The organism is Chryseobacterium vrystaatense (assembly GCF_000737765.1).
In the GTDB taxonomy this organism is placed as follows: domain Bacteria; phylum Bacteroidota; class Bacteroidia; order Flavobacteriales; family Weeksellaceae; genus Chryseobacterium; species Chryseobacterium vrystaatense.
Genome location: NZ_JPRI01000012.1, coordinates 503,656 through 527,092, shown reverse-complemented (window position 1 = coordinate 527,092; position 23,437 = coordinate 503,656). Strand labels below are relative to the sequence as shown.

17 protein-coding genes are annotated in these 23,437 nt (G+C 37.8%); 11 read left to right on the top strand and 6 right to left on the bottom strand.

Annotated features, from left to right (window positions below; all coding sequences use genetic code 11):
• Positions 1 to 113 precede the first annotated feature (113 nt).
• Both IW16_RS24680 and IW16_RS24675 read left to right on the top strand, forming a co-directional pair.
• On the top strand, positions 114 to 2,528 hold the full coding sequence (locus IW16_RS24680) for an ABC transporter permease (protein WP_034751099.1): 2,415 nt from the start codon (positions 114 to 116) through the stop codon (positions 2,526 to 2,528).
• A gap of 106 nt (positions 2,529 to 2,634) precedes the next feature.
• Positions 2,635 to 3,933: a TolC family protein gene (locus tag IW16_RS24675; RefSeq protein ID WP_034751097.1), complete on the top strand. Its 1,299-nt coding sequence runs from the start codon at positions 2,635 to 2,637 to the stop codon at positions 3,931 to 3,933.
• A 166-nt stretch (positions 3,934 to 4,099) separates the two neighbouring features.
• Here IW16_RS24675 and IW16_RS24670 read toward each other — a convergent pair whose 3' ends face one another.
• Positions 4,100 to 4,504, bottom strand: a complete 405-nt coding sequence (locus tag IW16_RS24670; RefSeq protein WP_228376992.1) for a winged helix-turn-helix transcriptional regulator — start codon at positions 4,502 to 4,504, stop codon at positions 4,100 to 4,102.
• 30 nt (positions 4,505 to 4,534) lie between these two features.
• Here IW16_RS24670 and IW16_RS24665 point away from each other — a divergent pair, with 30 nt between their 5' ends.
• Together IW16_RS24665 and IW16_RS24660 are read left to right on the top strand one after the other, a co-directional pair.
• The gene (locus tag IW16_RS24665; protein WP_051890745.1) at positions 4,535 to 6,097 is read left to right on the top strand and encodes an MFS transporter; all 1,563 of its coding nucleotides are present in this window, start codon (positions 4,535 to 4,537) and stop codon (positions 6,095 to 6,097) included.
• Between the two features lie 51 nt (positions 6,098 to 6,148).
• On the top strand, positions 6,149 to 7,081 hold the full coding sequence (locus IW16_RS24660; RefSeq protein ID WP_228376991.1) for a class I SAM-dependent methyltransferase: 933 nt from the start codon (positions 6,149 to 6,151) through the stop codon (positions 7,079 to 7,081).
• Between the two features lie 42 nt (positions 7,082 to 7,123).
• On the opposite strand, the gene IW16_RS24655 is transcribed toward IW16_RS24660, so the two are convergent.
• The 5 genes from IW16_RS24655 to IW16_RS24635 form a co-directional block, all read right to left on the bottom strand.
• A complete protein-coding gene (locus IW16_RS24655; protein ID WP_034751093.1) occupies positions 7,124 to 7,984 on the bottom strand; it encodes a penicillin-binding transpeptidase domain-containing protein in 861 nt (286 codons plus the stop codon).
• A 99-nt stretch (positions 7,985 to 8,083) separates the two neighbouring features.
• Positions 8,084 to 8,329: a hypothetical protein gene (locus IW16_RS24650; RefSeq protein ID WP_034751091.1), complete on the bottom strand. Its 246-nt coding sequence runs from the start codon at positions 8,327 to 8,329 to the stop codon at positions 8,084 to 8,086.
• Positions 8,330 to 8,494: 165 nt separating this feature from the next.
• Positions 8,495 to 8,803: a putative quinol monooxygenase gene (locus IW16_RS24645; protein ID WP_034751088.1), complete on the bottom strand. Its 309-nt coding sequence runs from the start codon at positions 8,801 to 8,803 to the stop codon at positions 8,495 to 8,497.
• Positions 8,804 to 8,875: 72 nt separating this feature from the next.
• On the bottom strand, positions 8,876 to 10,276 hold the full coding sequence (locus IW16_RS24640; protein ID WP_034751417.1) for an L-dopachrome tautomerase-related protein: 1,401 nt from the start codon (positions 10,274 to 10,276) through the stop codon (positions 8,876 to 8,878).
• Positions 10,277 to 10,306: 30 nt separating this feature from the next.
• The gene (locus IW16_RS24635) at positions 10,307 to 11,077 is read right to left on the bottom strand and encodes an acetolactate decarboxylase (RefSeq protein ID WP_034751086.1); all 771 of its coding nucleotides are present in this window, start codon (positions 11,075 to 11,077) and stop codon (positions 10,307 to 10,309) included.
• A 104-nt stretch (positions 11,078 to 11,181) separates the two neighbouring features.
• Between IW16_RS24635 and IW16_RS24630 the strand changes: the two genes are divergently transcribed.
• The 7 genes from IW16_RS24630 to IW16_RS25985 all read left to right on the top strand — a co-directional run bounded on the left by IW16_RS24630 (position 11,182) and on the right by IW16_RS25985 (position 23,418).
• Entirely contained in the window at positions 11,182 to 12,024 is an 843-nt protein-coding gene (locus IW16_RS24630) for an AraC family transcriptional regulator (RefSeq protein WP_034751415.1), read from the top strand.
• Between the two features lie 422 nt (positions 12,025 to 12,446).
• Positions 12,447 to 14,033, top strand: coding sequence for a helix-turn-helix domain-containing protein (locus IW16_RS24625; protein WP_034751084.1), 1,587 nt, complete (start codon positions 12,447 to 12,449; stop codon positions 14,031 to 14,033).
• 1,342 nt (positions 14,034 to 15,375) lie between these two features.
• Positions 15,376 to 17,433 carry an autotransporter outer membrane beta-barrel domain-containing protein gene (locus IW16_RS25990; protein WP_051890743.1) on the top strand — a complete coding sequence of 686 codons (2,058 nt, stop codon included), beginning with the start codon at positions 15,376 to 15,378 and terminating at the stop codon, positions 17,431 to 17,433.
• Positions 17,434 to 18,169: 736 nt separating this feature from the next.
• A complete protein-coding gene (locus IW16_RS24610; protein WP_034751080.1) occupies positions 18,170 to 18,946 on the top strand; it encodes a hypothetical protein in 777 nt (258 codons plus the stop codon).
• A 676-nt stretch (positions 18,947 to 19,622) separates the two neighbouring features.
• Positions 19,623 to 20,267 carry a hypothetical protein gene (locus IW16_RS24605; protein WP_131327987.1) on the top strand — a complete coding sequence of 215 codons (645 nt, stop codon included), beginning with the start codon at positions 19,623 to 19,625 and terminating at the stop codon, positions 20,265 to 20,267.
• 406 nt (positions 20,268 to 20,673) lie between these two features.
• On the top strand, positions 20,674 to 21,465 hold the full coding sequence (locus IW16_RS24600) for a hypothetical protein (RefSeq protein WP_034751074.1): 792 nt from the start codon (positions 20,674 to 20,676) through the stop codon (positions 21,463 to 21,465).
• Between the two features lie 1,167 nt (positions 21,466 to 22,632).
• Positions 22,633 to 23,418, top strand: a complete 786-nt coding sequence (locus tag IW16_RS25985) for a hypothetical protein (RefSeq protein ID WP_051890741.1) — start codon at positions 22,633 to 22,635, stop codon at positions 23,416 to 23,418.
• The last annotated feature ends 19 nt before the right edge of the window (positions 23,419 to 23,437 follow it).

The window sequence follows — 23,437 nt, the reverse complement described above, 5'->3', positions numbered from 1 at the left end:
AACTCAATTATATTGTAAAAAACTAATAACCGTGGAACTCAGCTTCTTTGATGTCAGGTCTGTTTTTGACCTGTGCATCAAGATGTACTTTCTTCACTAATAATACTACTATCATGCTTAATAACTGGCTCAAAATAGCGTTCATCAATTATAAAAAAAACTGGCTGTCCACTGCCATCAATTTATTTGGTCTTACAGTGGGTCTTACAGGATTCATGCTCATTCTGATGCATTGGAATGATGAAGAATCATTCGAAAAATGGAACCCAAAAAAGGATAGCATTTATTATTTCCAAAGCTATCATAAGAAAGAAAATGATTATGGAAACAATATTGCTGTTCCCATGGCAAAACGTGCCAAAGAGGTAATTCCGGGAGTAGAAGATTATGTTTTGTTCAACGGATCAGGAATAGGACTTAAAATGACGACCAAGTACAAAACATTTTATCAGCAGGAAGGAATGACGGCTACGGAAAGCTTTTTTAATTTCTTTCCCTTTAAACTGGTTTCCGGAACCTATAAAAATGCTTTGAAAGGAGAGGGTGTTATTGCCCTGTCAACTGTTGCGGCAAAAAATCTTTTCGGTACGACCAATGTTGCTGGAGAAAGTGTGAAGTTTGACGGCAAAAATTATGTAGTCACTGCCGTTTACGAACTCCCGAAAGAAAACAGCCAGATTAAGCCCGAGTTTATTATCAACCCGGTAGAGCAAATCAAAAATGATGAAAAGAATTGGGGTAACTTCAATTATGGATGCTTTTTTATGCTTAAACCAGGAACAGACCTTTCAGTTTTACAGCAGAAATTCTTAAAAGATATTTTTGAGTACCGTGCAAAACTGGATAAGGATTCTGAAGGAATGACACCGCAGCAGTATCTGGACATGTATGGTCCTACAGACAGCGTGTTTACTCCTCTTGATGAGGTAAAACTCCACGCAAAAGCATCGTGGTTTGGAACCCCTGATTTCAAAACGATCATGATCCTGTTTACCCTTTCTGTTTTAATTGTTGTCCTGTCAGCGATTAATTTCATCAATCTGAAAACCGCACAGGCTTCTCAGCGAGCCAAAGAAATAGGCGTAAGAAAAGCCATTGGAAGCACCAGATCCAATCTTATTGTTCAGTTCTTACTGGAAACTTTTGTGATCTGCATCGCGTCTTATTTGCTTTCTCTGGCTCTTACGGAAATTCTTCTGCCAGGCTTCAATAAATTTTTTGGTAAGGAAATGAAAATGGATGACTGGCACATTTACTTTTATTCCTTTGTCATGGTTATTATGGTCACCGTGATTTCAGGATTGATTCCCGCTATGTATCTGTCCAATTTCAAAGCTATAGAAACCCTGAAAGGAAATTTTGCAAGAAGCAAACACGGTATTTGGCTCAGAAACGGAATCCTGACTTTGCAGCTGATTATTTCTTCATTCTTCATTATTGGCGGACTGATCGTCAATCAGCAGGTGAAGCATATGATGAACAAAGATCTTGGGTACAGCGGCAAACAGATACTGATTGTGAATTTCAGAGATTCCAATCCGAAACCCTGGCTGAAATACGAAAGATTAAAAACCGAAATGAGTAGGATCCCCGGAGTTGCTGAGATTTCTTATGGGGAAATTGTTCCCGGAAGCAACAGATCCAGCACATCCAATGTCGATTTTATGGATAAAAGTATCCAGGCTCAGCACGGATCTATGGATTACAATTACCTTCAGTTTATGAATGTAAAATTGAAAAAAGGACGTTGGCTTGATCCGAACCTTGCATCAGACACAATCCACAACGCCCTGGTTAATGAGGCTTTTGTGAAAAAATTCGGCTGGAGTGATGATCAAGCTTTTAAGAATGAAATCCGTCCTGGATTCGACAGTATAAAATACAATATTGTAGGAATCGTGAAAGATTTCAATATCAGAAGTTTAAGATCTAAAATAGAACCTGTTATCTTTTTTCATTATAAAGAAACAGATTGGAAAAAAATGAATGTTTATAATATTCAGCTGAAAATAAAACCTGATGATATTGACGGGACGGTGCAGCGTATAAAAAAATACTGGTCGGGCTCAGTAGAACCGGGATACCCATTTGATTACTTTTTTATCGATCAGAGATTTGCCAAAACCTTTGAAAAATATCAGAAACAGCAAACCCTTTTCACGATTCTTAATGCCATGGTTTTGATGGTAGCCTTGCTGGGATTATTTGCTTTGTCTTCCTTGATGATTGAGCAGAAACTGAAAGATGTTGCGATTAAAAAAACTTTGGGTGCTTCAGACGGAATTTTAATCATGGGACTGACAAAACAATTCCTTTGGATTACATTAACAGCGGTTCTGATCAGTATTCCTATCAGTTATTATCTGATGAGCGAATGGCTGAAAGATTTTGCTTACCGTATTGATATGCCGGTCTGGCCCTTCATTACAAGTCTTGTTGTCCTTGTTATTTTAACATTCGCTGTAGTGAGTATTAAAGCCTATAAAGCTACAAAAGTAAGTCTTGTGAAGTATCTTAAATATGAATAGTATTTCTTAACACTAAAATAAGAACATACCCGAACTCAGATGATATGGGAATGCTGTTTATTCTGAGTTCTTATGTTCCTTCAATCTATTTAAATTCATCTTTTACATGAAAAATTTTATTTTCATATTCTTTGTTGGATTATTTCCTGCACAGCAATCGTGGAACCTCAAACAGTGTCTGGACTATGCTTCTGCCAATCATCCGCTGGTAAAGCAGGCAACAGTAAATATAACGAAAAATGAGCGTCAGATTGCAGCCTCAAAAGGAATGTTATTACCCTCTGTAGAAGCTGGAATTAATCACAGCTATAGTTTCGGATCATCGATTAATCAATCCAGTAATCAGAGAGAAGTCCTTAACACGCAGTATGATCAGTTTATTGCAAAAGCCAATGTTGAACTTTTCAACTGGCAGAATTATGTGAATATCTCCCTGTCGAAACTCAATAGAGAAACAAGTACCTATAAACTTAAAAAAGCTCAAAATGAAATAAAGCTCAATGTGATTCAAGCTTTTTTTAGTTATCAAAACAGCAAAAGCTGGCTCGATGTACTGGAAACTCAGATTTCAGGGATGGAAGAGCAGATTAAGCGAACAGAAAAAGAAGCGGAAATCGGAAGCCGTTCAAAAAGTGATATTTACGATATAAAAGCCAACTTAGGAACCTTACAGGAACAGTGGGTATCTGCAAAAAATCAAAGAGATCTGGCGAAAATTAACCTTCTCAATGCTTTGGCTGTCACTCAGGATTCTATAGATTTTGTAATGGACAGTGAAGAAACTTTACCCGAAGAAGATTTTGATAATGCTGATTTTACCAAAAAATTACTGGAAAACAACCCCGCCTATCAAACCGTCCTTGCGGAAATCAAAGTACAGGAGAAAAATATCAATCTCGCTGGTTCCGCTTATTTACCAACACTTAACGGAAGCTATAGCTGGTCCACTTTTTATAATAAATTTCTGAATAAAGATAATGTCTCTGCCATCAGTTTTTCGGATCAGTTTTCTCAGAATAAAAACCAATCTGTGTTTTTTGGACTTAGTATTCCAATCTTCAATAAGTTTCAGGTTAAAAATAATGTAGAAGTTGCCAAACTCAATGTCATCAATTCCAATTACGAAAAAGAACTGGTGATTAATAATCTTACGCAGAGCATCAATTCTATAAAAACCCAGTTTTTAAATGCTCAGGAAAAATACAGCCTTCTGGAATCTAATTTTGAAAATCAGAAACTGTCATTTCAGAAATCAGAAGAAAAATACAAAGAAGGACTGATGGATGCCTACACCTTCTTTGTGGTAAGAAACAATTGGCTTCAGGCTAATTACAATCTGATCAACAGTAAAAATGACGTGATTCAGCAGACCGAAATGCTGAAAGTACTGAAGTCCGGTTTATAATCAGCTGTTGTAAATAGGTATTGTCAAAACAGAAGCTCAATTCAATCATGCTTTAAAATTCAATAGGGGTGGACTTTAGTCCGCCCTTACTTATGATATAAACATAGAAAAGGCTTTAGTCTAAAATTAAAAATAACTATCCGGAAACCAAAATCCAATTTCAGCCTTACCCCAAAATTTCTTTTCTGTGTGTACGTCCCCAGCTTAAAAGTTCGTATAAAACATTTCTGAGGGAAGCTCCATGCTCCGTGATTGTATATTCAACGGTGGGAGGGAAGGTGTCGTAAACATCCCGTCTGATAAGCTTACTCTCCTGTAGAATCTTTAATTCTTTGGCAAGAGCTTTATCCCTTATTCCATGTACTTCCTTGGCAATTTCTGTAAACCGTTTCGGTCCCGTACAAAGAGAATACAGAATTAACAGTTTCCATCTGCCTTCCACCGCTTCCAAAGCATCTTTAATCAATAGCATTGCTTTAGAACAATCCTTGTCTTCAAATATTGAATCATCAGTTTTTACCATCGTTACTTTCATTTTGGAAAGTGCTTTCCAAACGGAAAGTACTTTCAATTGTAAAGCAAAGATAAATAATTTTACAGAATGAAAAATGAAGTAAAAATTAAAGTTAAATCTGATAACAGTAAACGCAGCAGGCAGTTGATCTTAATAACAGTCTGTATTGCATTAATGGCAGTCGTTGCATCAGTAAGCGGACTGAATGTAGCCCAGCAAAAACTCGCCGTCGAATTTAAAGTTTCACAGAATACAGTGTTGTGGATCATCAATACCTATACACTTACTCTGGCAGCTCTTCTTCTCCCATTAGGTGCAGTGGGTGACCGGATAGGAAGAAAACCTGTGTTACTTGCAGGCCTTTTGATCTTCGGTATAGCAGGCCTGATGTCCGGTCTGGCAGTTTCACCTGCTGTCATGCTTATGTCAAGACTGTTGAGCGGTATCGGAGCTGCTCTTATTATGCCGGTAACACTCGCTGTTATTACGTCTACCTTTCCCGATGAAGAACGCTCCAGAGCGATTGGTATCTGGACTGCTGTAGCAGGAGGCGGCGGCATTCTGGGAATGTTTTTATCTGCTGTTTTAGTAGATTGGGGATCATGGCGGTGGCTTTTTGTACTTCCTGTTCTTTTGGCTGCAGTTGCGTTTGCAATGACATGGCGTCTTATTCCCAATTCAAAGGAAATACCCGGACATAAGTTTGATATTGTAGGATCTGTACTGTCTGTTTTTGCCATTATCGGACTTGTTTTCGCCCTGCATGAAGTTCCCGGAAAAGGATGGACAGATCCGGGTACGGTTACAGGATTGGTTATAGGCATTGCAGGGAGTATTGCTTTTATATTTTGGGAAAAACAGCACGTAGCTCCTCTCCTTGATATCCGGCTTTTTAAAAAGCGTGGTTTATCAGGCGGTTCACTTTCATTAATCATTGTTTTCGGTGTACAGGCGGGGATTTTTGTAGTTCTGTTTCCCTATTTTCAGGCAGTTTTGGGCTGGTCTGGTCTCAGGTCAACCGTGGCAATGATGCCGATGGCCGTTCTCATGATGGCCGCTTCTGGTTTAGCCCCTAAAATTGCGCATCAATTCGGAAGCCGTCTGACAATGGCAGCAGGAGCAATCCTCGGAAGCACGGGAGCAGCGATGATGGCTGTTTTTGTTTCCGTAGAAGGAGGATACTGGTCGATTTTTCCCGGAATGCTCATGATGGGTTTTGGAATGGGACTGTCAATGACCCCATCTACAGAAGCCATCACTTCTGCTCTTCCTCAAGACAGGCAGGGAGTGGCATCTGCACTTAATGATATTACCAGAGAACTTGGATCAGCTTTGGGAGTAGCGCTATTAGGTGCATTGGTAACTTCAGGTTATAGTCATGCCATGACTCCTTATCTTACAGATTTACCTTCTGCAGTTTCATTACCCGCAAAAGCAGGAATCGCCAATGCTTTAGCCGTTGCTCCCGGACTTGGGCTAAAATCAGATCTCCTCATTCATGCTGCCAGGGAATCTTTTATACAGGGATGGAAAGATGCCATCTGGATAGGATCAGCAGTTATGGCATTACTGTTTGTGTACATCATTACGGCAGGTCCGGAAACGTCCGGACAGGCAGATACATCCAAAGCGTTGGACGAAACAGTTTAACGATAGCTTTTTGTAAGATAATATCATAAGTAATCATTAAAAAAATAAAAAATGCTTAACTCATTATTCGGAAGAATTAAAATATGCAACGTCATAAGAACCTATCAGGCAGACTCGCTGAATCCAGAACAGGTAGGTAAAATTGAAGATGCTCTTAAAAAACTATTGCCGGAAGCAATCATAACATTCGATCTCAAGGATGATAAAAAACTGATCCGGATTGAAAATATACCGTTTGATTCTGATCTTGTTATTGAAAAGCTTGAAGAGCTGGAGATTTTTTGCAGCCTTATATCAGATGATATCTTGACGGATAATCTTTTGAATACATCTGAACAGATGCATGATTTTTGGGATTCAGCTTTTCTGCGGCATCAGACCATGTGGGGCTTTGAGCCAGCCAATTCAGCAATCTACGCAAAGAATTTTTTCCTTCAGAACGGCGTAGAAAATGTTCTCATTCCGGGAATAGGATATGGCAGGAATGCGGGCTTGTTTATTGACAACGGGATAGAAGTCACCGGAATTGAAATATCGGAAACAGCGATACGTCTGGCTGCCCAAAAGTATGGAGAAGAACTTATCATCAGGCAGGGTTCGGTTACCGAAATGCCATTTGACAGCCGGACTTATCAGTCTGTTTTCTGTTATGGCCTGCTGCATCTGCTTACACCACCGCAGAGAAAAAAGATGATACACGATTGCTATAGTCAGCTGGAGGAAGGGGGCTGGATGATCTTTGCAGTCTTATCCAAAAAATCACCAAATTATGGGAAGGGCAGAAAGATTGCTGATGATACATTCGAAGTGGGGAATGGCGGACAGATTTTCTTTTATGAGGATCAGTCCGTACAGGAAGAATTTAATCAGTACGGCTTCACGGATTTCATTGAAGTTGATGAGCAGGTCAATGTCAGTACTCAAAAGCCGGATTTCAGATTTTTGATGATTAAATGCAGAAAACCGGTCAATAATAAAACATAGCAGATCTTTCTGTTACCTCTTACAGGTTAAGTTTTTAAAACATTATTTTGTGACACCTAAATTTTTCAGTACAGACTTGGTGATTTCTTTTCGGCAGTTTCCAAAATTGGGGGTATTCACCTTTCTGTCCTGAAGAAGGAGAGTAGCAAAAAAGTAAGTGCCATGTTGGCTTTCCAGATAGCCAACCCACCATCCTGTATTGATGCCGCTGTCTCTCGTCCATCCGGTCTTTGAATGAATAGTATAATCGGAATTATTTTCTGTAATCATAACCTTTTTTACAATGTCGATATTGCGTTTTGAGAAAGGAAGCCGGCCTTTATAAAAATTCCTGAGAAATTCAACCTGTTCAATCGGTGAAATCGCAAAATGACCAAAGTTCCAGAAATCCGGATCGGTTTCAGAAAGATCAAGATTGCCATACCCGCTTTCGGTTAAGAATTTTTTATAGTTTTCTTTTCCTATTTTCTTGGCTAATTCTACAAAAACCCAACCCGCTGAAAGTTCAAAAGCCTCTTTTACAGATAGATCACGATAAATGTCCGGTCGGTATCCATATTGTATAGTATCGGTTTTTCCCGGCCATCTGACAATGTCGTTTTCACTTGCAATCGTTTTAGTTTCAAGAGCTATTAATAAGTTAATGACCTTAAATGTTGAAGCCGGAAGCGATTGCTTTCCGGTCTCAACGGGATCCGACAGGATCCATTCATTTTTTTGATTGTCATAAATGGCTATAGACCCATTGGTATGACAGTCATCAAAGTATTTTTTAAAATCATGCCTTACAATAACAGGATCACGGAGCTGAGTCGTTCCGGAACTATGTTTCATATCCGTTGACGCACACGAAACCAGTGAAATAATAGATACTATTCCAAAAAATAGATTTTTTAAAAGCATTGTATGATATTTGTCTTTATTATATTAATTCCAACAGCATCTTTTGCTTTTAAATACAAACAGAATATTATCGAAAATAAAACGTATGATTTATTTCGGCTAAGGATGGATAACCACAGGAGTTCCACCACATACTGTATCGCAGATTTCATACGGGGCAGGGCCCATCGGAAGATCCGTCTGACTCTGGTAGTTTCCGAGACAACAGTTGTAACATGTCGAAAATTCAGCAGTTCCCCAGTTGTCGCACGCCCCTGCAGCCACTCCGCCGTTGATACTTTTTAGTTTTGATCTGTTTAAAGATCCGCTACTCATGGCTTTCATTCTTAATTTCATATTTTTCATGATATAGGTTTTAGTTATTCAAATATAATCATTTCATTGATATGTGAAAAATAATGTATAGTCAATTGATTTTAAGATGATTATTGTGATATTTACGTCGTGTATGCCTGTTTTAAAAGTAGGGTAATAGACTTTTAAGCCTATATGAAATGTTCCATAACGGTCTTACTCAATATCCGAAACCTGTACCATCTCCACCAATTGTATAGGCTCACTCAGAAGGATATCCATCTGTGTTGCGAAATTTTTAAAATGAACGGTCTCAATATGATATTCAAAGGCTGCTTTATCTTTAAAGGCCTCACGCATATAAAATGTACCTTCCTTATTTTTATCTTCGAAAAGAATATAATACAGACATCCGGGTTCGTTTCGGGTGGGCGGTATCAGGTCCAGTAAGGCTTTTTTTAAGGCAGTTTTTTGTCCTTCTTTAGCTTTTAAAATTGCAGTTGACAGAAATGGTTCGTTGATCATGATCTTTTTATTTTATAATTAATTATTGTTTTAAAGTATCTGGTTTTCAGATGCCTGATGAAATATTTTCTATTACAGTTTGATTCTGTAAATAAAGTAAGGAGGCTTTCCCTGATCTGCTTCACCGGAAAATGCAGGAGTTGTATTCAGTTGATTCACCGATATGTACAGATATCCATCTTCAGAAACGGCCACATTATCCGGCCATTTTAACCTTGCATCCTTAACGAAGTCACTCAGTGCTCCATTTGCATTCAGCTTACTGATGCTGTGTCCTCCGGGATTCGTTATATAATGATTACCATGTTTATCCGTAGCAGCACCGTCACTCACCGGTTTATTTCCAAACTTTTGGATCGCATGTCCAATGGTAATATCATCAGCATTTTCCCTGAAAAGCTTTGCCGGAACTTTATACCATGTTGTACCATTCATGGAGCCGAAGAATAAGGTTTCCCTGTCATCGGATAGGGTAATAGGGTTGACGGCCACACGGGAAGGTTTTCCGCCAAAGTCGATCACTTTTCCATCGATGATCATATCGACATCTTCAGATTGAAGAGATGAGTGGCCACTGAATCTCCTGGCTTTTTTTGTTTTCAGGTTCAAAGCTATGATACCGGGATTGGCAATGTCTGCAAGATAAGCCCATTCATTTTTTTCATCGATCGCTACGTCCTGTACAAAGCTTCCCTGAGGAGCGATATCAGCGGGCAGATCAATTTTTTCTGTAACCCTATTTTTCTTTAAATCAAAACACCATAAACGGGTCTTTCCCAACTCCAGTCCCATATCGATCATCCACAGACGGTTTTCCTTATCTACGGTTATTCCGAGAGGAGTATCAAACTTTTTGTTCCCTGCCTTTCCTCCGTTTTTCTGTAATCCTGCAGACGGAAAGGAAACGGGCTGCCCATTAACAATTTCTACAAGTTGCTGCTGAGGTGACCCTAAAGGATGAATGGTGGCGAACGTACGGCCATTACGGCTTACGGCTACATTGCCCGGCCTCATATCATTGAACTGTGCTACTGTTTCAAGGGGATTTGCCTGCTGCTGAAGATACCCCGCTGTACCATTTGTCCAGTCTTGACGGACTGGAGTAAAGAAGTCCAGATCTTCTGTACCATCTTCCAGACAGAAGAATTCATGCGTAATCCCCGCAGGGATAATCAGGACTCCTCCGGCTTTTACAATATGTTCTTTATTATTCATCAGAACTCGTACACTGCCTTTCGCAATATAAGTGACCTGCTCATTGGGATGCTGATGAGGTGGAACGTGAGCTCCTTGATCCATTTTCCAGAATGCAAAAGTACTTTCTGCTCCCGAAACCCATTGACGTTGCAGCCCATTGCCCACCTGCTCCCAGGTTCCCTTACTGAAGTCGGTTTGCATTACTTTCTGCTGGCCGGACATAAAACCCAATGACACTATCGCCAATGGCAAAAAGATTGATTTTCTAGTATTCATGATGTTGAACATTTATTTTTTATAATTGAATTAATACTGTGCTTTTGCTTCAGAAGAGCTCCATTTGCGTTGATAACCTGCCTCATTACTGTTCGGTAAGATGACTTCATAAGCGTTTTTTTCATCAAGCTCAACGGTGATTTTAAGATCCGAAGGAATACCTTCTATCAAATGTCCACCAACACTTTTATCATCTGATAGAAAGTGAAAATGAAACGGTGTGAGGTCCAGACCTCCTGCATAGGGAGGATTGTAAAAACCTATCAGGGTTCCTTTTACATTCTCTTTTTGATAAACAGGACGGCTTTTCATAAAATAAGCAATACCTCTTGTATCTTTCTCATTCACTTTTTCCGCTCCGCCTAAGCTTATGCTACGGAAAGAGGCTTCTATTTTTACAGCATAAAAACGATTGGGAGAAGGCAGAAGTTCAATTAATTTCTTTTGCAGATCAGCAATATTGCGAACACCCTGCAGTTCAATTGACTGCTCTTTTTTGAAAAAAGTAAATGAGCCAAATGGAATCAGCCTTTTTAAATCTGCTGTTTCAACAGAACCATCAGAAGCAATACGGTATATATTTCCATCCAGCGCTATCAGCTCACCATCCAGAAGATTATAAGTGCCCAGCCCAAAGTTTCCTTTTTGCTTTGCATCCTTCACCGTAATATCACCGGTATATACTCCGTTTCTCATGGCATCCATGGAAGAATAATGAAAGATTTTGTCATCATGCTGCTGTGCGTTAAAGGGCACAGTCAATAGATTCAGCATGGCTATCGTTAACAGCGATTTTATCATAATTTATATTTGATAAAGCAAAATTATACTGATTTTTGACGGATTTGTGGTATATGGTTTCCATCTTTTTGTATATTTTTGCCATCAAACCAATCTCATTTTTTATGAACCGTGAAGTATTATATCAGCCATACAGCATTCATTTTGAAACTTTGGATGTTTTTCCTGATAAAGAAAGCAGAAAGAATTTTTTTGAACTTGTATTTATTTTATCAGGTACAGGACAGCACTGTATCAATAAGCATAGCTTTTCCTACAGCGCCAATCATATGTTTCTGCTCACCCCGCAGGATTGTAGTCAGTTCTGGATTGATACAACAACAAGATTTTTCTTTTTAAAGTTCAGTGATATCTATTTAAAGGACAGCAGTATTTCAAAAGACAATATCCAGCGCCTGGAATTTATTATGGAAAATGCCAACCATAAACCGGGTTGCATTTTAAAAAACCAAAGCGACAAAACACTGATCCGTCCGATTGTAGAGGCACTGATCCGCGAAGCAGTCAACAGAGATGTTTATCATAGCGATATCACAGCACAGCTGGTCAATACACTTATTGTGGTGGTAGCCCGGAATATTGCCAAATACCTGCCCCAAAAAATAGACGAAACCTCCGAATCACGCATTATCAGCATCCTTAATTATATTCAGAGCCATATCTATGAGCCTGAATTGATCAGGACAGAAAGCATCAGTAAGGCTTTTGGGTTTTCAGAGAATTATCTCGGCAAGTATTTTAAGAAACACAGCGGAGAGACACTGCAGTCATACATTAATAATTATAAAACCACTTTAATAGAACATAGGCTGAAGCACAGCGACAGAAGGATTACTGAAATTGCAGATGAGCTTGGATTTACGGATGAAAGCCATCTTAATAAATTTTTTAAGTCTCAGCGGGGCAAAAGTCCGAAAGCATTCAGACTGGAATTTGCACAGTCATAAAAGGGGCCAGTTGATCTAAAATAAAAAAAACTTTAATAGGAAAAGGTTTATATTATAAAGTCTTGATCTGCTTTTCTTAGAATAACTTATTTAACTAAATAAGAAGGGTATTATAATTTTAACTTAGTGGATAGAAAGGAGTCATATCGTCTTTGCGGTATACCCAATTTGGTCTGGTATTTGTAAAGTGTTTAACTTAATTTCTAAAATACAGAAATATATGCATTCTAGGGATTGATGAATGAAAAAAAAATGAATGGAAAGACTAAAACCTTACATTTGTACTAGAAAACTATTTTTAATAAGAAGCAGATTTGAGAAACTTTTATACAGTAATTTATTGATGCCGCCTGTTTTTTATTACATGTTTTGCCTGAGCTTTATTTTAAATTTTTTTTAGACTGAAACTTGTTAAAAAATATATGACTAATAAACCATTATACCTTTTAATTTCTATTGTACTGTGTAGCCTCCCGCTGCGATCTCAAATTAAAAAAGATCAAACATTTGATGCTGCTTTTTTCCGTTCTTTCAGGGAAGAAGGAGTGGATATTATGCTTAAAAAGGGAGACTCGCTGTATGCAAAATCAGAATCAGAACTGCAAAAAGTAAAATCACTGGTTGTCATTGCAAGTGCTTACTCCCGAAAACTTAATACCAGTAAATCGATCAAATATTGGAAGAAAGCAGATTCTATTGCAAGAAAAGAAAAGCTGCCCGATTGGATCGCACTTTCGAATGAGCGGCTTGCAGCGGAATATTTAAAATTAAATCTTAAAGATGCAAGCAAACAGTTTCTTGAAAGAGCAGTAGTGGCCAGTAAATCTCTATCTGGTTCGCTGGAAAGTAAATACACATATGCCATGATGCTTGAAACAGAAGCATTGCAGAAAATGGAGGATAAGGATACGATTGGATTTCTAAAAAGTATTAAAAGCAACCAGGCCTATCTGGAAACTATACCGAAAAATACAATCAGAGACTATCTGTTGGGAAGATCACAGCTTAAGCTGGGAGAGGTTTATGTCCAGAATAACCGGCTGGATTCTGCTGATTATGCTTTCCATTTGGCTGAAAAAAATCTGAAAAGCTCCAAAATTAAATCTTATTACGGGGAAAGTGCCACATTGTACAGAGGTTTGGGAAATCTTGCGTTAAAACGTAAACAGCTGGATGAGGCTAAACAATATTTCTTAAAAGCTCAGAAAATAGCGCTGGCCAACAACAATCGTGAAGTGACAGATCTTATTATCAATGACCTTCGGAAGTATTACAGAACGGTTGGAGATCATGAAGGTCTGCTTTACATCAACCAGACCAAGGATTCTATAGACCTTCTCAAAAAAGATGAAATGGTCATTCTTGCAGATCAGGATTTCAAAGATGAATTTGCCCAGAAAAGCAGGTTTGAGGGTTATACTTATATTTTTATAGCATTGTCTGTTCTCCTTGTTCTTTTTCTCATTGGTCTGTTTCTGTACTACAAGCAGCAAAGGAAGAAAAGCAGATTACAGTTTGAAAAGATTATAGAAAAATTAAAAGTTCAGCAGGAAACAGAACGTTCAGAACCTATTGCGGTCTCGGCTGTAGCCGATTATCCGGCTAATGATATTGAGGATGATTCCTCATTAAATATGAGTGCTGAAAAAGAAGAAGAGCTGGTCCGGCGTCTTAAAGATTTTGAGCAGCAGGACCTATATCTGGATCAGAATATCTCAAGACCTAAAATGGCCTCTTCCCTTCATACCAATACAAAATACCTGTCTTATATTATCAGGAAATACAGAGGTTTGGATTTTAGTGATTATATCAATCAAAACAGAATCAATTATATCACAAAGAAATTATATACCGAACCTTCTTTCCGCATCTACAAGATCAGTTATCTGGCAGAATTATGCGGCTATTCTTCCCACAGCCGGTTTGCGAATATATTTAAAAAGCAGATGAATATCTCACCTTCCGATTTCATCTCACAGCTTCAGAAAAGAGCTAAAAAAAACACTTAGTTTCCCCAAACTATAGTGATTGATGTAAAAAAAGATAACATCCCTGAACTTCCGGTTTAGGGATGTTTTTTTTTGCAGATATAGAATCTGTGTATCCTGTAATAGTCTGTTAATATTCGCGAATAGTGACAGACCTTTCGTTGCAGTTGTAAAGTTCAGTGTCTACATTTGTCACAGATCATTATCCGGAAAGATAATTGATATGCAGATCATTCACTTTGGAGACCTTACATTAAAAGCCCTCAATATTATTTTGCTTTACACAATGATGGAAAATCATGGGGGCTTTTATTTGAGTAAAACGATACTGAACTCGGTTAGTTCTTACCAGCCATTTAAAGTTATAGGCTCAAAAATAGCATTTCGTTCTGAAAACCAGTATTATATATACAATAGTTTGAGTGTGTTTTTTGACACATCATTTGTTTTTTTGTGTTCAGTCTGCCTGTAAAAGGCAGACTTTTTATGACAGATTTTTTATTGTAGAGAGGTAATGAATAGTGGGTTACAGTTGACCTGTAATTGAATAAATACGATATCATAGTATTCTACATGATATTTTTTTTCATATTTAGTATTTTGTTGTGTAACTTTTCCGGGAATTCCAAAGTTCCCGGAAAGTTTTATAATAATATAAAGTATTCTTTTTCTTCTTCCAATTTTATATACACTTAACACTTCAAAATAGGTCTTTCACTTAAGTGACAAGGAAGTTTGTACAGCAATAGGTGATCATTCCTCTTTTTAATCTTATCAGATTTCATGCAGGATGTTTTTTACCTGTTAATATTCGCGAAAAGTAACAGCCAATCTTTTTGAATTTTGTGGAATATGGAATAGTTTTGCGCTATCAAATCAATCTATATGTAACACAATTATCTTTATGAAAAGCTTTAAATTAAGAATCTGCCTTTATTTAGTAAGGGATATGATTTTTGAGACTAATGTTGGACAGAAAAATAGAATTTCATATTAAATAGTTGTGCTGATCTGCTCTGAAAAGAGCAGATTTTTTTTTCATCATGAAGTATTAATGGATTGATGGTGCTAAAATGGTTTAGAGGATTAATATGAGATTTTAAAAAAAATTATGATTAATACTTTTTGATTTGTGTTTTGGCTGTTGTTGTTGACGGATAACAGCAGCTTATTTTTACCATAGGCTGTCATTATTCGCGAATAGTGACAGCTTATTTCTTTGTATTCGGAAAACTTCAATATAATTTTGTGCCTTACAATAACGATATTTTCATCTGTTTTCTCAATTCCATGGGAATTTTTAACTGGAAAATAACGGACCGTATGTTTTGTTAACGCAATCAGAATTTTAAATAACACAAGTATGAAAAAAGAAAAATTGATTTTATCAGCAGGAGTGCTGTTTTTTTCAATGTCAGCCTATTCGCAGGTCGGTATGAATACTGCTTCTCCCGCCGCAACTTTTGATATCACAGCTCAGAATGCAACGGGGAATTCCAAAAATGTTGACGGTCTGCTTATTCCCAGAGTCGATAGGGAAAGGGCGCAAAATATGACAGGTATTCCAATATCAACCCTGATCTATGTAAACGGTATTGTCACAGGAGATACCACTGGAAATGCAGTCAATATTGACGCGGTCGGATACTATTATTACACTGGAACGGTATGGGAAAAACTCATTACTCCGGCATCCGCCAATACGAATATCTATGTTACGGATGGTAATTTGAATGACAACAGGACAGTAGCTCAGGGGGATAAAACCTTAACTTTTACAGGGACAAAAACCAATGCTTTTTCCGTAGATGGAGCTACTTTTTCTGTAGATGCTGCCAATGACAGAGTAGGAGTTGGTACAGCTACTCCGTCTGTTAAATTACATGTGGTAGCTACTGCTTCAAGTTGGAACAGATATAATTTATTTGATGCGCCCGCGTCCAATGGTGAGGTAAACCTGGCATTAAGAAATACTTCTGCTCTTGCTGTGGGAAATCAATCACTTATTGGCTTTACAAATAGCGGCCCAGATTCGGGAGGAGCCAACTGGGGAATTGGAAGCATAAGAACAGGAGCAACAGCAACAAATGGTACTGAAGAAGCTTTTTACATTGGGAATTCGAGAGGAGCTAATTATATAGAACGTTTTAGAATTGATCCATCAGGAAACTTAGGAGCTGGAACATCTACTCCGCAAAAAAAATTACATGTGAACGGATCTTTCCAGGTGACCAGTGAACTGAATGTAGGGGGAAGTGCAACCGCAGCAGGCAGCGCAGGAACCACAGGTCAGGTGCTTACTTCCAATGGAGCAGGAGCAGCACCAGCATGGACTACCGCCCCGGCCAGTGTGAATATGTACAATGCCAATGGGACGATCGATTCGGACCGTACCGTAGCTCAGGGAGACAAGACATTATCTTTTACAGGGACTAAAACCAATGCCTTCTCAGTAGATGGCACTACTTTATCAGTAGATGCAGCGAATGACAGGGTGGGAATAGGGACTTCAGCTCCACAAAATAAGCTTGATCTGGGTGCTACAGCTGGAAGTAGCGTAACAGATGTTGCCGGTAAAAAGCTGGCGGTTTTTAATAATGCATCAGGGACCGATTTCTATGGATTGGGTGTTAGCTCACTTGCTTTACAATTCCATGCTGCTGCTGTAAAGGACAAGGCACCGGGTATGGTTTTAAGTAGTTCAGGCAATGTGGGAATAGGAACTTCAGCTCCTCATGCGACACTGGAAGTAGCTTCGGCTCCAGGAAATAATACAAAAGCAGATGGGATCATCCCTCCCAGATTAAAAGGATCTGAACTGAAGGCTAAGGACGGAGCATACGGTATAGATCAGACAGGAGCTGTAATTTACGTTACAGAAGGATTAGCAGCAGCAGCGATCACTGCGAAAACAAAAAATGTTACTGTGCCGGGATATTATTATTTTAATGGTACAGAATGGATGCGCTTTAATGATGTAGGTGCTGCTCCTCTTACCAAAGTGGCCTTTAATGGCATGGGCAGTGCAGAACCGGCTATGATTGCTGGGGGAATGTCTAAAAAACTTTCTTTTCCTGTTACGAATATTACAGCAGATGCCCAGATTGGAACATGGAACAGTACGACAAGTGAAATGACAGTCAGCAAAAAAGGCGTCTATACAATCACAGCTTCTTTGGTATATCAGAATGTGGCAACTACCGGAGGGGCTACATTAACCGTAAGAGGAGGAAGCGACTCTGACTCTTCAAGTTCTGTAGCAATAGGTGGTGCTGCCGCACCTTACACGCAAAGAAACAATATTACTTCCATTATGGTTTTAAATGCAGGTGAAAAAATATGGATTGAAGGGTTTAGAAATAATTCCGCCTGGTCGGTTGGAAAGAGGTCTCTCAATATTACTTTTTCTGAAATTAATTAAAAGGAAATAAACAAATTGAAAGATTCTTTCAGAATGACATAAGACAAAGATCAATTGCGATTTTTCGTCCTGTCAAATTCTATCTTATTGGAATTTTTGGCTGTCATTATTCGCGAATTATGACAGCCTTTTTATTGCAAAGCTGCATAATAGGTTTTAATTTCACAACACATAACAGGATATTAAAAAGAATAAATTCATAGTAAAGTATTTTTAGGAGTGTTTTTCAGACAACCCTGTTTTTTGTGTTCGGTCTGCCCAATTCTCAGGGCAGACTTTTTTAGTAAAGCTGCTTCTGATCACAAAAATTTGTCCTTTATAGAAAGTTAATCGATTAGTCAAAAGATGGAAGAGATTCTTTATGAGGATTTTGAGATATTTTTCATAAGGTATAACCAGTGAGAGCATATGAATAAAAAATGGATACAATATATTTTTTTGTTTTGTAAGATGTTGATTAATAGTAGATATTGAGTGCATTCAAAATGATGCAAACTATTGTTTTGGGTGTTAATATTCGCGAATAGTGACAGTCTTTTAATTGCAGCAGTCAAAACTTCATTATAATTTTGCGGTACACAAATGATGAGAAAAGATTGTACTTGTCAGTATTTATTTTTTATTCTCCGGGAGTTTCCTCTGTTTACCCTTACCCTACCGGAGAATTTTTATCCTCAAGATCTTTGATCTTATTTTTCCTTCTTCCCCTTGATAACACCTATTAAAATAACACATTTTGAAAAAAAAAATACTTTTATCTGCCAGTGCACTTTTATTTTTTACAACGGCAGCCTATTCTCAGATTGGGATTAATACACCAGATCCCCATGCTACTCTTGAAGTAAGTTCAGAACCAGGTACCAGCTCAAAAACAGATGGTTTTATTGCTCCGAAGCTGAAAGGATCTGAGCTTAAAGCTAAAGATGCTCTGTATGGATCTCATCAGGAAGGGACCATCGTATATATTACAGAAATGCTGTCTTCCGGTGAGACAACGCCCAAGACACGTAATGTTGTGAATACCGGATATTATTACTTTAATGGTACGGTATGGATGCGTTTTAATGATCTGGGAAGAGCACCGCTCATGGTGACTGCTTTTAATGGAAGTGGGGCTCCTGTGCCTGGTGTCATTATAACGGAGGGAGTCTATCAAAAACTTTCTTTTCCCAAGGTCAATATAGGAACAGATTCTTCCATTGGGATTTGGAACAGTTCGGGCGACGAATTTACCGTGGTTAAAAAGGGGGTGTATACGATTGCCACTGCTCTGAGGATGGAGAATGTCATTCAGTTTGGATCAGCATTACTTATTATTCATGGCGGGACTCAGATCGGTTCATCCGGAGCTACAGCATCGGGGTCTGGAGCCCCGCTTCCACTTAGCAGTAGTTTTGTCATGATTCTGGAACCGGGAGATAAAATCTGGGCTGAAGCTGTTCGTAATATTACCGATTCGAAATGGGAGCTCGGAAACAGATCAATCAATATTACTTTTTCTGAGATAAACTAGAATGTAAAGGATAGTATAATATCTGCGGATTCAGCGTGATCGCGGGCAATAGGTACCGAATCATAATGATGATCTCATTTTCACAACATTAAAAATGGTCGGGAGGATTTAATCTTAGTGCTGTTTTTGTAATATTTCTACGCATTCCCGTTTTATAAGAAAAAGTGTCATTCTGTGGACAAGATCAACAAATACTTAGGCTGTCATTATTCGCGAATAGTGACATCCTTTTAGTTGATTTTCCAGGTACATAGACCTAATTTTGACCCACTGATAATAAGAGCTCTTTTACAATACGATGTTATATGGTTATCTCTTTGGGACTTGTCTTAGTCAGTATAATGTATTGTCCCAAAGAGTTTTTATAAGATCTGTGATGAAAAACAACGGTAGAGCCGTTCACCATTTCCGAAAAAATTAATCTCCATAGGAGGGTCAATATATCCCTTACAATTCGTTTTAACTGATAGATCAAAATTTGATGATTGTATCATTCTCTTGTTCCCATATCAATTATCATCATAAAGTTTTGTCTTACCATTAATATTCTGTATTTCAGAAATTTTTATTGGCAAGGCCCCAAATAAAACAGCTGCAGCAGCTAACCTGTTTCCCTAAAAATACAAAATACATTCTTTTCTGTCGATAGGGCTTGAAAAGAGAAAAATAATTTAATATGCTGAAAAAAGTTTTATGTCTTAGTTCCGTTATGATGTTTTCGGGACATGTCTTCTCCCAGAATTACAGTGACAGGCGGTCACAGTTTGTCAAATGGAACCTGGGGCTCAATTATAGTGGAGGTTCTCTTTCCAATAAGGAGGAGAAAAGCAGTCAATGGGTGAATAAATATACTGCAACACTTTCTGTAGATGTAGCCCTCTCAGAAATATTTTACTTTGACTCAAGTACCTTATACCTGCAGCCATTTTTTGAAGTGTCCTTACCGGTTAAAAACCCCAACAATAGCGAATTTAAGTTTGTGACATATGCCGGAGGTCTGCACCTGAAAAAATACCTCAACAGCAATTTTGAGAAAAGCAGATTCTTTCTGCTTGGAGGCGGAAAACTTGAATATGTAGTCTGGACATTGGATTATGTAAAAAATAATAAAGAGAGAGAATATAAGTCGACTCAGTTTGATTACGTTTTGAACGGGGGAGGAGGTTATGTAATTTCAGACCGGATAGAAGTTTTTGCTCTTTACTCCAAAGGATTTGGAAAAGCTTATACGACTACAGACCTTGATCATATGACGAATTTAAGTTCTTTTTCAGTAGGAGTAAAAGTAACATTGGTTAAAAACTGGTGGTTCACTAAATAGAAAAATAAAAGTTCCGTTAATGGTGTCTCAAATTTATGAGTGGAAGGTAAAGCAATTTTTCTGTTCAACAGATCGTTAAGCTTTTCCTTGAATTGTTTTTTGATCATTTCACTTCCAAACCTTGCCAATTTTTGTTTATTATTTTGAAGTTGGCTGTTTAAATAATCACTAATTTGTGAGTATTTTGTTCTTAAGTTGTGTTTATGCATGATCTACAGAGGCTTTTAAGGGAATGTGGTGTTATTATTCGCGAATCCAGACAGCCTTTTTCTTGTGCTGAGTTTTATTTAAAGATAATTTTGTTGTGAGTCTACAACAGATATTTTAGGGGTTGGAGGTAAAGTTTCGGTAGTAAAGAATTATCTCACACCTATTACTTTTTATAACCATACTAAAACTTATAAATATGGGATTTGATATAACTTACCACCCGATCAGCGAGCATGAAATACAGGAATGGTATTTTGATGCCATGAATGATCTTTCCCTTATTGAAAAATTAGCCATCCGAAATAAGATGGATGAATTTCATAAGGAAAAGTACGAAGACATTATTTTACTGGCTAAAGAAACCCAGCCTGCTGATATTTTTGATATGACCCACGGCCGTTATATATCAGTGATTCAGGGGTTTTTCAGAACGTATTTTTATACCCGGAATTCTGCTTTTTCTTTTTTGATAGACCAATATCCGTTTTTCAAAAAGTATACGAAAGGATGGGCTGAAATTATTCACGGACCCATCTCCAATCCCATTAACGACAGGATCACAGAAAATTATAGTTCAGGAATTTTTATCCCTGAAGATCAGGTCAGTATATTGCTGAGTGATTATCGGTCAAACCAAAGTCTCAGGGATGTACTGGACAGTTTCTATTCTCATGAAAGGATTACTGTCTTTATAAAAGCACTTGAGTTTTCTAAGCAGAACAGGATGGGAATTCTGGAAGCAGCAGATGTTATAGAGCCCAATGTACGGGAACTTAATAATACACTGTATTATTCAAATGCCTGCAATTGTGATCAGGAAGGAATCCTTCTTTATGTCGAGGAAGCGATGAAGAAGATGAATGAAGCAGAGAAATTTAAAAGTTCCGGCCAGCAGAACAGAAAAATTCCGAATAATCAAATTTCAGACTTGGATTCAGATCAATTAAAAAATAAAAAGGGATTTTGGAGGAAGTTGCTGGGAATTTAATTTTTAAAAGTGGAAAAAAAGCCTGATCCGATTATTTTGAATAACAATACTGTCAATATTCGCGAATTGTGACAGCCTCTCTTTTGTGTGTTCAATATATTCACAATATTTTTAAAATCTTCAAACAACGTTTTTCATATTAACATTTTTGGTATGCTTCTTAGGGGTTACAATACCCCTGAGAAGTTTTTTTTTGCCAACTCTTTAAAAGTATATCCGGCCGCAAGCAGATCACCATCATAAAAAATCATTATTATTCAGTTTTAAATAAAATTAAATCTGTCGGAGAAAAACTTAACATTCACCTGTTCATATACACTCCGATAATCAATGGGTATTGATAGTAGGTTTCTGAATAAATAAGAAAATCCCATTCGTTCTTTTACAGTCATGCTTTATTAAAGAAATGAGAGAAATTCTTATTTCCGTAATTCCCAGTTTATTCATAGACAATATCAGATTAATGTAGGTTTTTCGCCAGCTGCTGTAAGATTCAAACAGGCTGAAGAGTAGTGTTTTTTATATTGAATGCTGTCACTATTCGCGAATATTAACAGACCTTCTTTTTTGTATCTCCCGGTTAAGTGATAGTTTTAGCAGGTAAATAAAGTTTTTTATTTCATAAGATTTTTTAAACTTCTTTGGAGGATCCCGAATGATTCGGACCTCCAAAGATTTAAAACCCAATAACGGTTCTGAAATTGGAACTGAATATTCTGACTACAGAATTAAAATTCTAAAATCCATTCATATTAGCGGTTGTATTTACTTTGTCTGCTTTCTTTAGATGAGATTCCAGTATATTTTTTTCATTTGTGTTCGGGCTGCTATTAGTGAGGGGGAATAGCAGCCTTTTTTATTTTTAATTATCGACGTTCGTTACTTCTCCCATATCTGTTCTGGTTTTTATGGATAAAAAAATTTTACTTCCAAATCAGACAATCCTGGTATAATGCTTAAAGATTTGACTGTTAGTATTCGCGAATAGTAACAGCCTATCCTTTGCTATTCTTAAAACTCCAATATATCTTTTCACGGTGTAAGGAATAAAAAATAAATTCTTACAGCAGATTCTGCTTCTGTAATAATTCTGGAAGGTTTACGAAGAACCCGGAACATAATGGATAAAGAACATCCATTTAAATATTAACCTCTAATAAAACAATTATGAGAAAAAGCAAATTATTGGCAAGTGCCGTTACGGCATTGTTTTTTGTAAGTCTGCATGCGCAAGTGGGCATTAACAACCAGGCACCGAAAGCCACTCTTGAAATCACAGCTAAAAACCCGACAGGAATTTCTAATGCAGTGGAAGGTCTTCTGATCCCTAGAATGGACAGGGAAAGGGCTCATAGTATGACAGGAACTCCTGAATCGACCATGATCTATGTCAACAGTGTGGCTACCGGAAGCGCTGCAGGAACGACGGTCAACATGAATGAAACAGGATATTATTACTTTGATGGATCCGTATGGCTGCGCTTTAACGATGTTGGGGTAGCACCTCTTACAAAAGCTGCATTTAACGGAAGTGGAACGTATAATGATGCCGCCGAAACGGTGGCGAATGGAGTCGTTAAAAAAATATCTTTTCCTGCAGTTAATATTACAGCAGATCCGGAAATTGGGGTATGGAGTATGGTAAATAATGAAATGACGGTCAGCAGAAAAGGAGTATTTACGATTACTGCATCATTGCTGTATGAAGACTGTTCCAATACAACCAGTGCCTTTTTGGTCATTAAGGCTGGAAATGAATCTGAAACAACGGCTAACAATATACTCATTACTCCAACACCCGGGACAACGGGCCCTTTTACACAGCGTAATAATCTTTCTGCCAGTTTTGTCCTTAATTCCGGAGATAAAATATGGGTTGAGGCAAGCCGGGCTAATTTGGGCTGGGCGGTAGGAAAAAGATCTGTAAACATTACTTTTTCTGAAACAAACTAATTAGGGAAATTATACGATG

Bases quoted from the DNA above. Each gene is read 5' to 3' on its own strand.
- IW16_RS24640 (WP_034751417.1), bottom strand. From the start codon at position 10,276: ATGAATACTAGAAAATCAATCTTTTTGCCATTGGCGATAGTGTCATTG.
- IW16_RS24635 (WP_034751086.1), bottom strand. From the start codon at position 11,077: ATGATAAAATCGCTGTTAACGATAGCCATGCTGAATCTATTGACTGTG.
- IW16_RS25985 (WP_051890741.1), top strand. From the start codon at position 22,633: ATGAGAAAAAGCAAATTATTGGCAAGTGCCGTTACGGCATTGTTTTTT.
- IW16_RS24675 (WP_034751097.1), top strand. From the start codon at position 2,635: ATGAAAAATTTTATTTTCATATTCTTTGTTGGATTATTTCCTGCACAG.
- IW16_RS24630 (WP_034751415.1), top strand. From the start codon at position 11,182: ATGAACCGTGAAGTATTATATCAGCCATACAGCATTCATTTTGAAACT.
- IW16_RS24655 (WP_034751093.1), bottom strand. From the start codon at position 7,984: ATGCTTTTAAAAAATCTATTTTTTGGAATAGTATCTATTATTTCACTG.
- IW16_RS24645 (WP_034751088.1), bottom strand. From the start codon at position 8,803: ATGATCAACGAACCATTTCTGTCAACTGCAATTTTAAAAGCTAAAGAA.
- IW16_RS24600 (WP_034751074.1), top strand. From the start codon at position 20,674: ATGGGATTTGATATAACTTACCACCCGATCAGCGAGCATGAAATACAG.
- IW16_RS25990 (WP_051890743.1), top strand. From the start codon at position 15,376: ATGAAAAAAGAAAAATTGATTTTATCAGCAGGAGTGCTGTTTTTTTCA.
- IW16_RS24605 (WP_131327987.1), top strand. From the start codon at position 19,623: ATGCTGAAAAAAGTTTTATGTCTTAGTTCCGTTATGATGTTTTCGGGA.
- IW16_RS24660 (WP_228376991.1), top strand. From the start codon at position 6,149: ATGCTTAACTCATTATTCGGAAGAATTAAAATATGCAACGTCATAAGA.
- IW16_RS24650 (WP_034751091.1), bottom strand. From the start codon at position 8,329: ATGAAAAATATGAAATTAAGAATGAAAGCCATGAGTAGCGGATCTTTA.
- IW16_RS24680 (WP_034751099.1), top strand. From the start codon at position 114: ATGCTTAATAACTGGCTCAAAATAGCGTTCATCAATTATAAAAAAAAC.
- IW16_RS24625 (WP_034751084.1), top strand. From the start codon at position 12,447: ATGACTAATAAACCATTATACCTTTTAATTTCTATTGTACTGTGTAGC.
- IW16_RS24665 (WP_051890745.1), top strand. From the start codon at position 4,535: ATGAAAAATGAAGTAAAAATTAAAGTTAAATCTGATAACAGTAAACGC.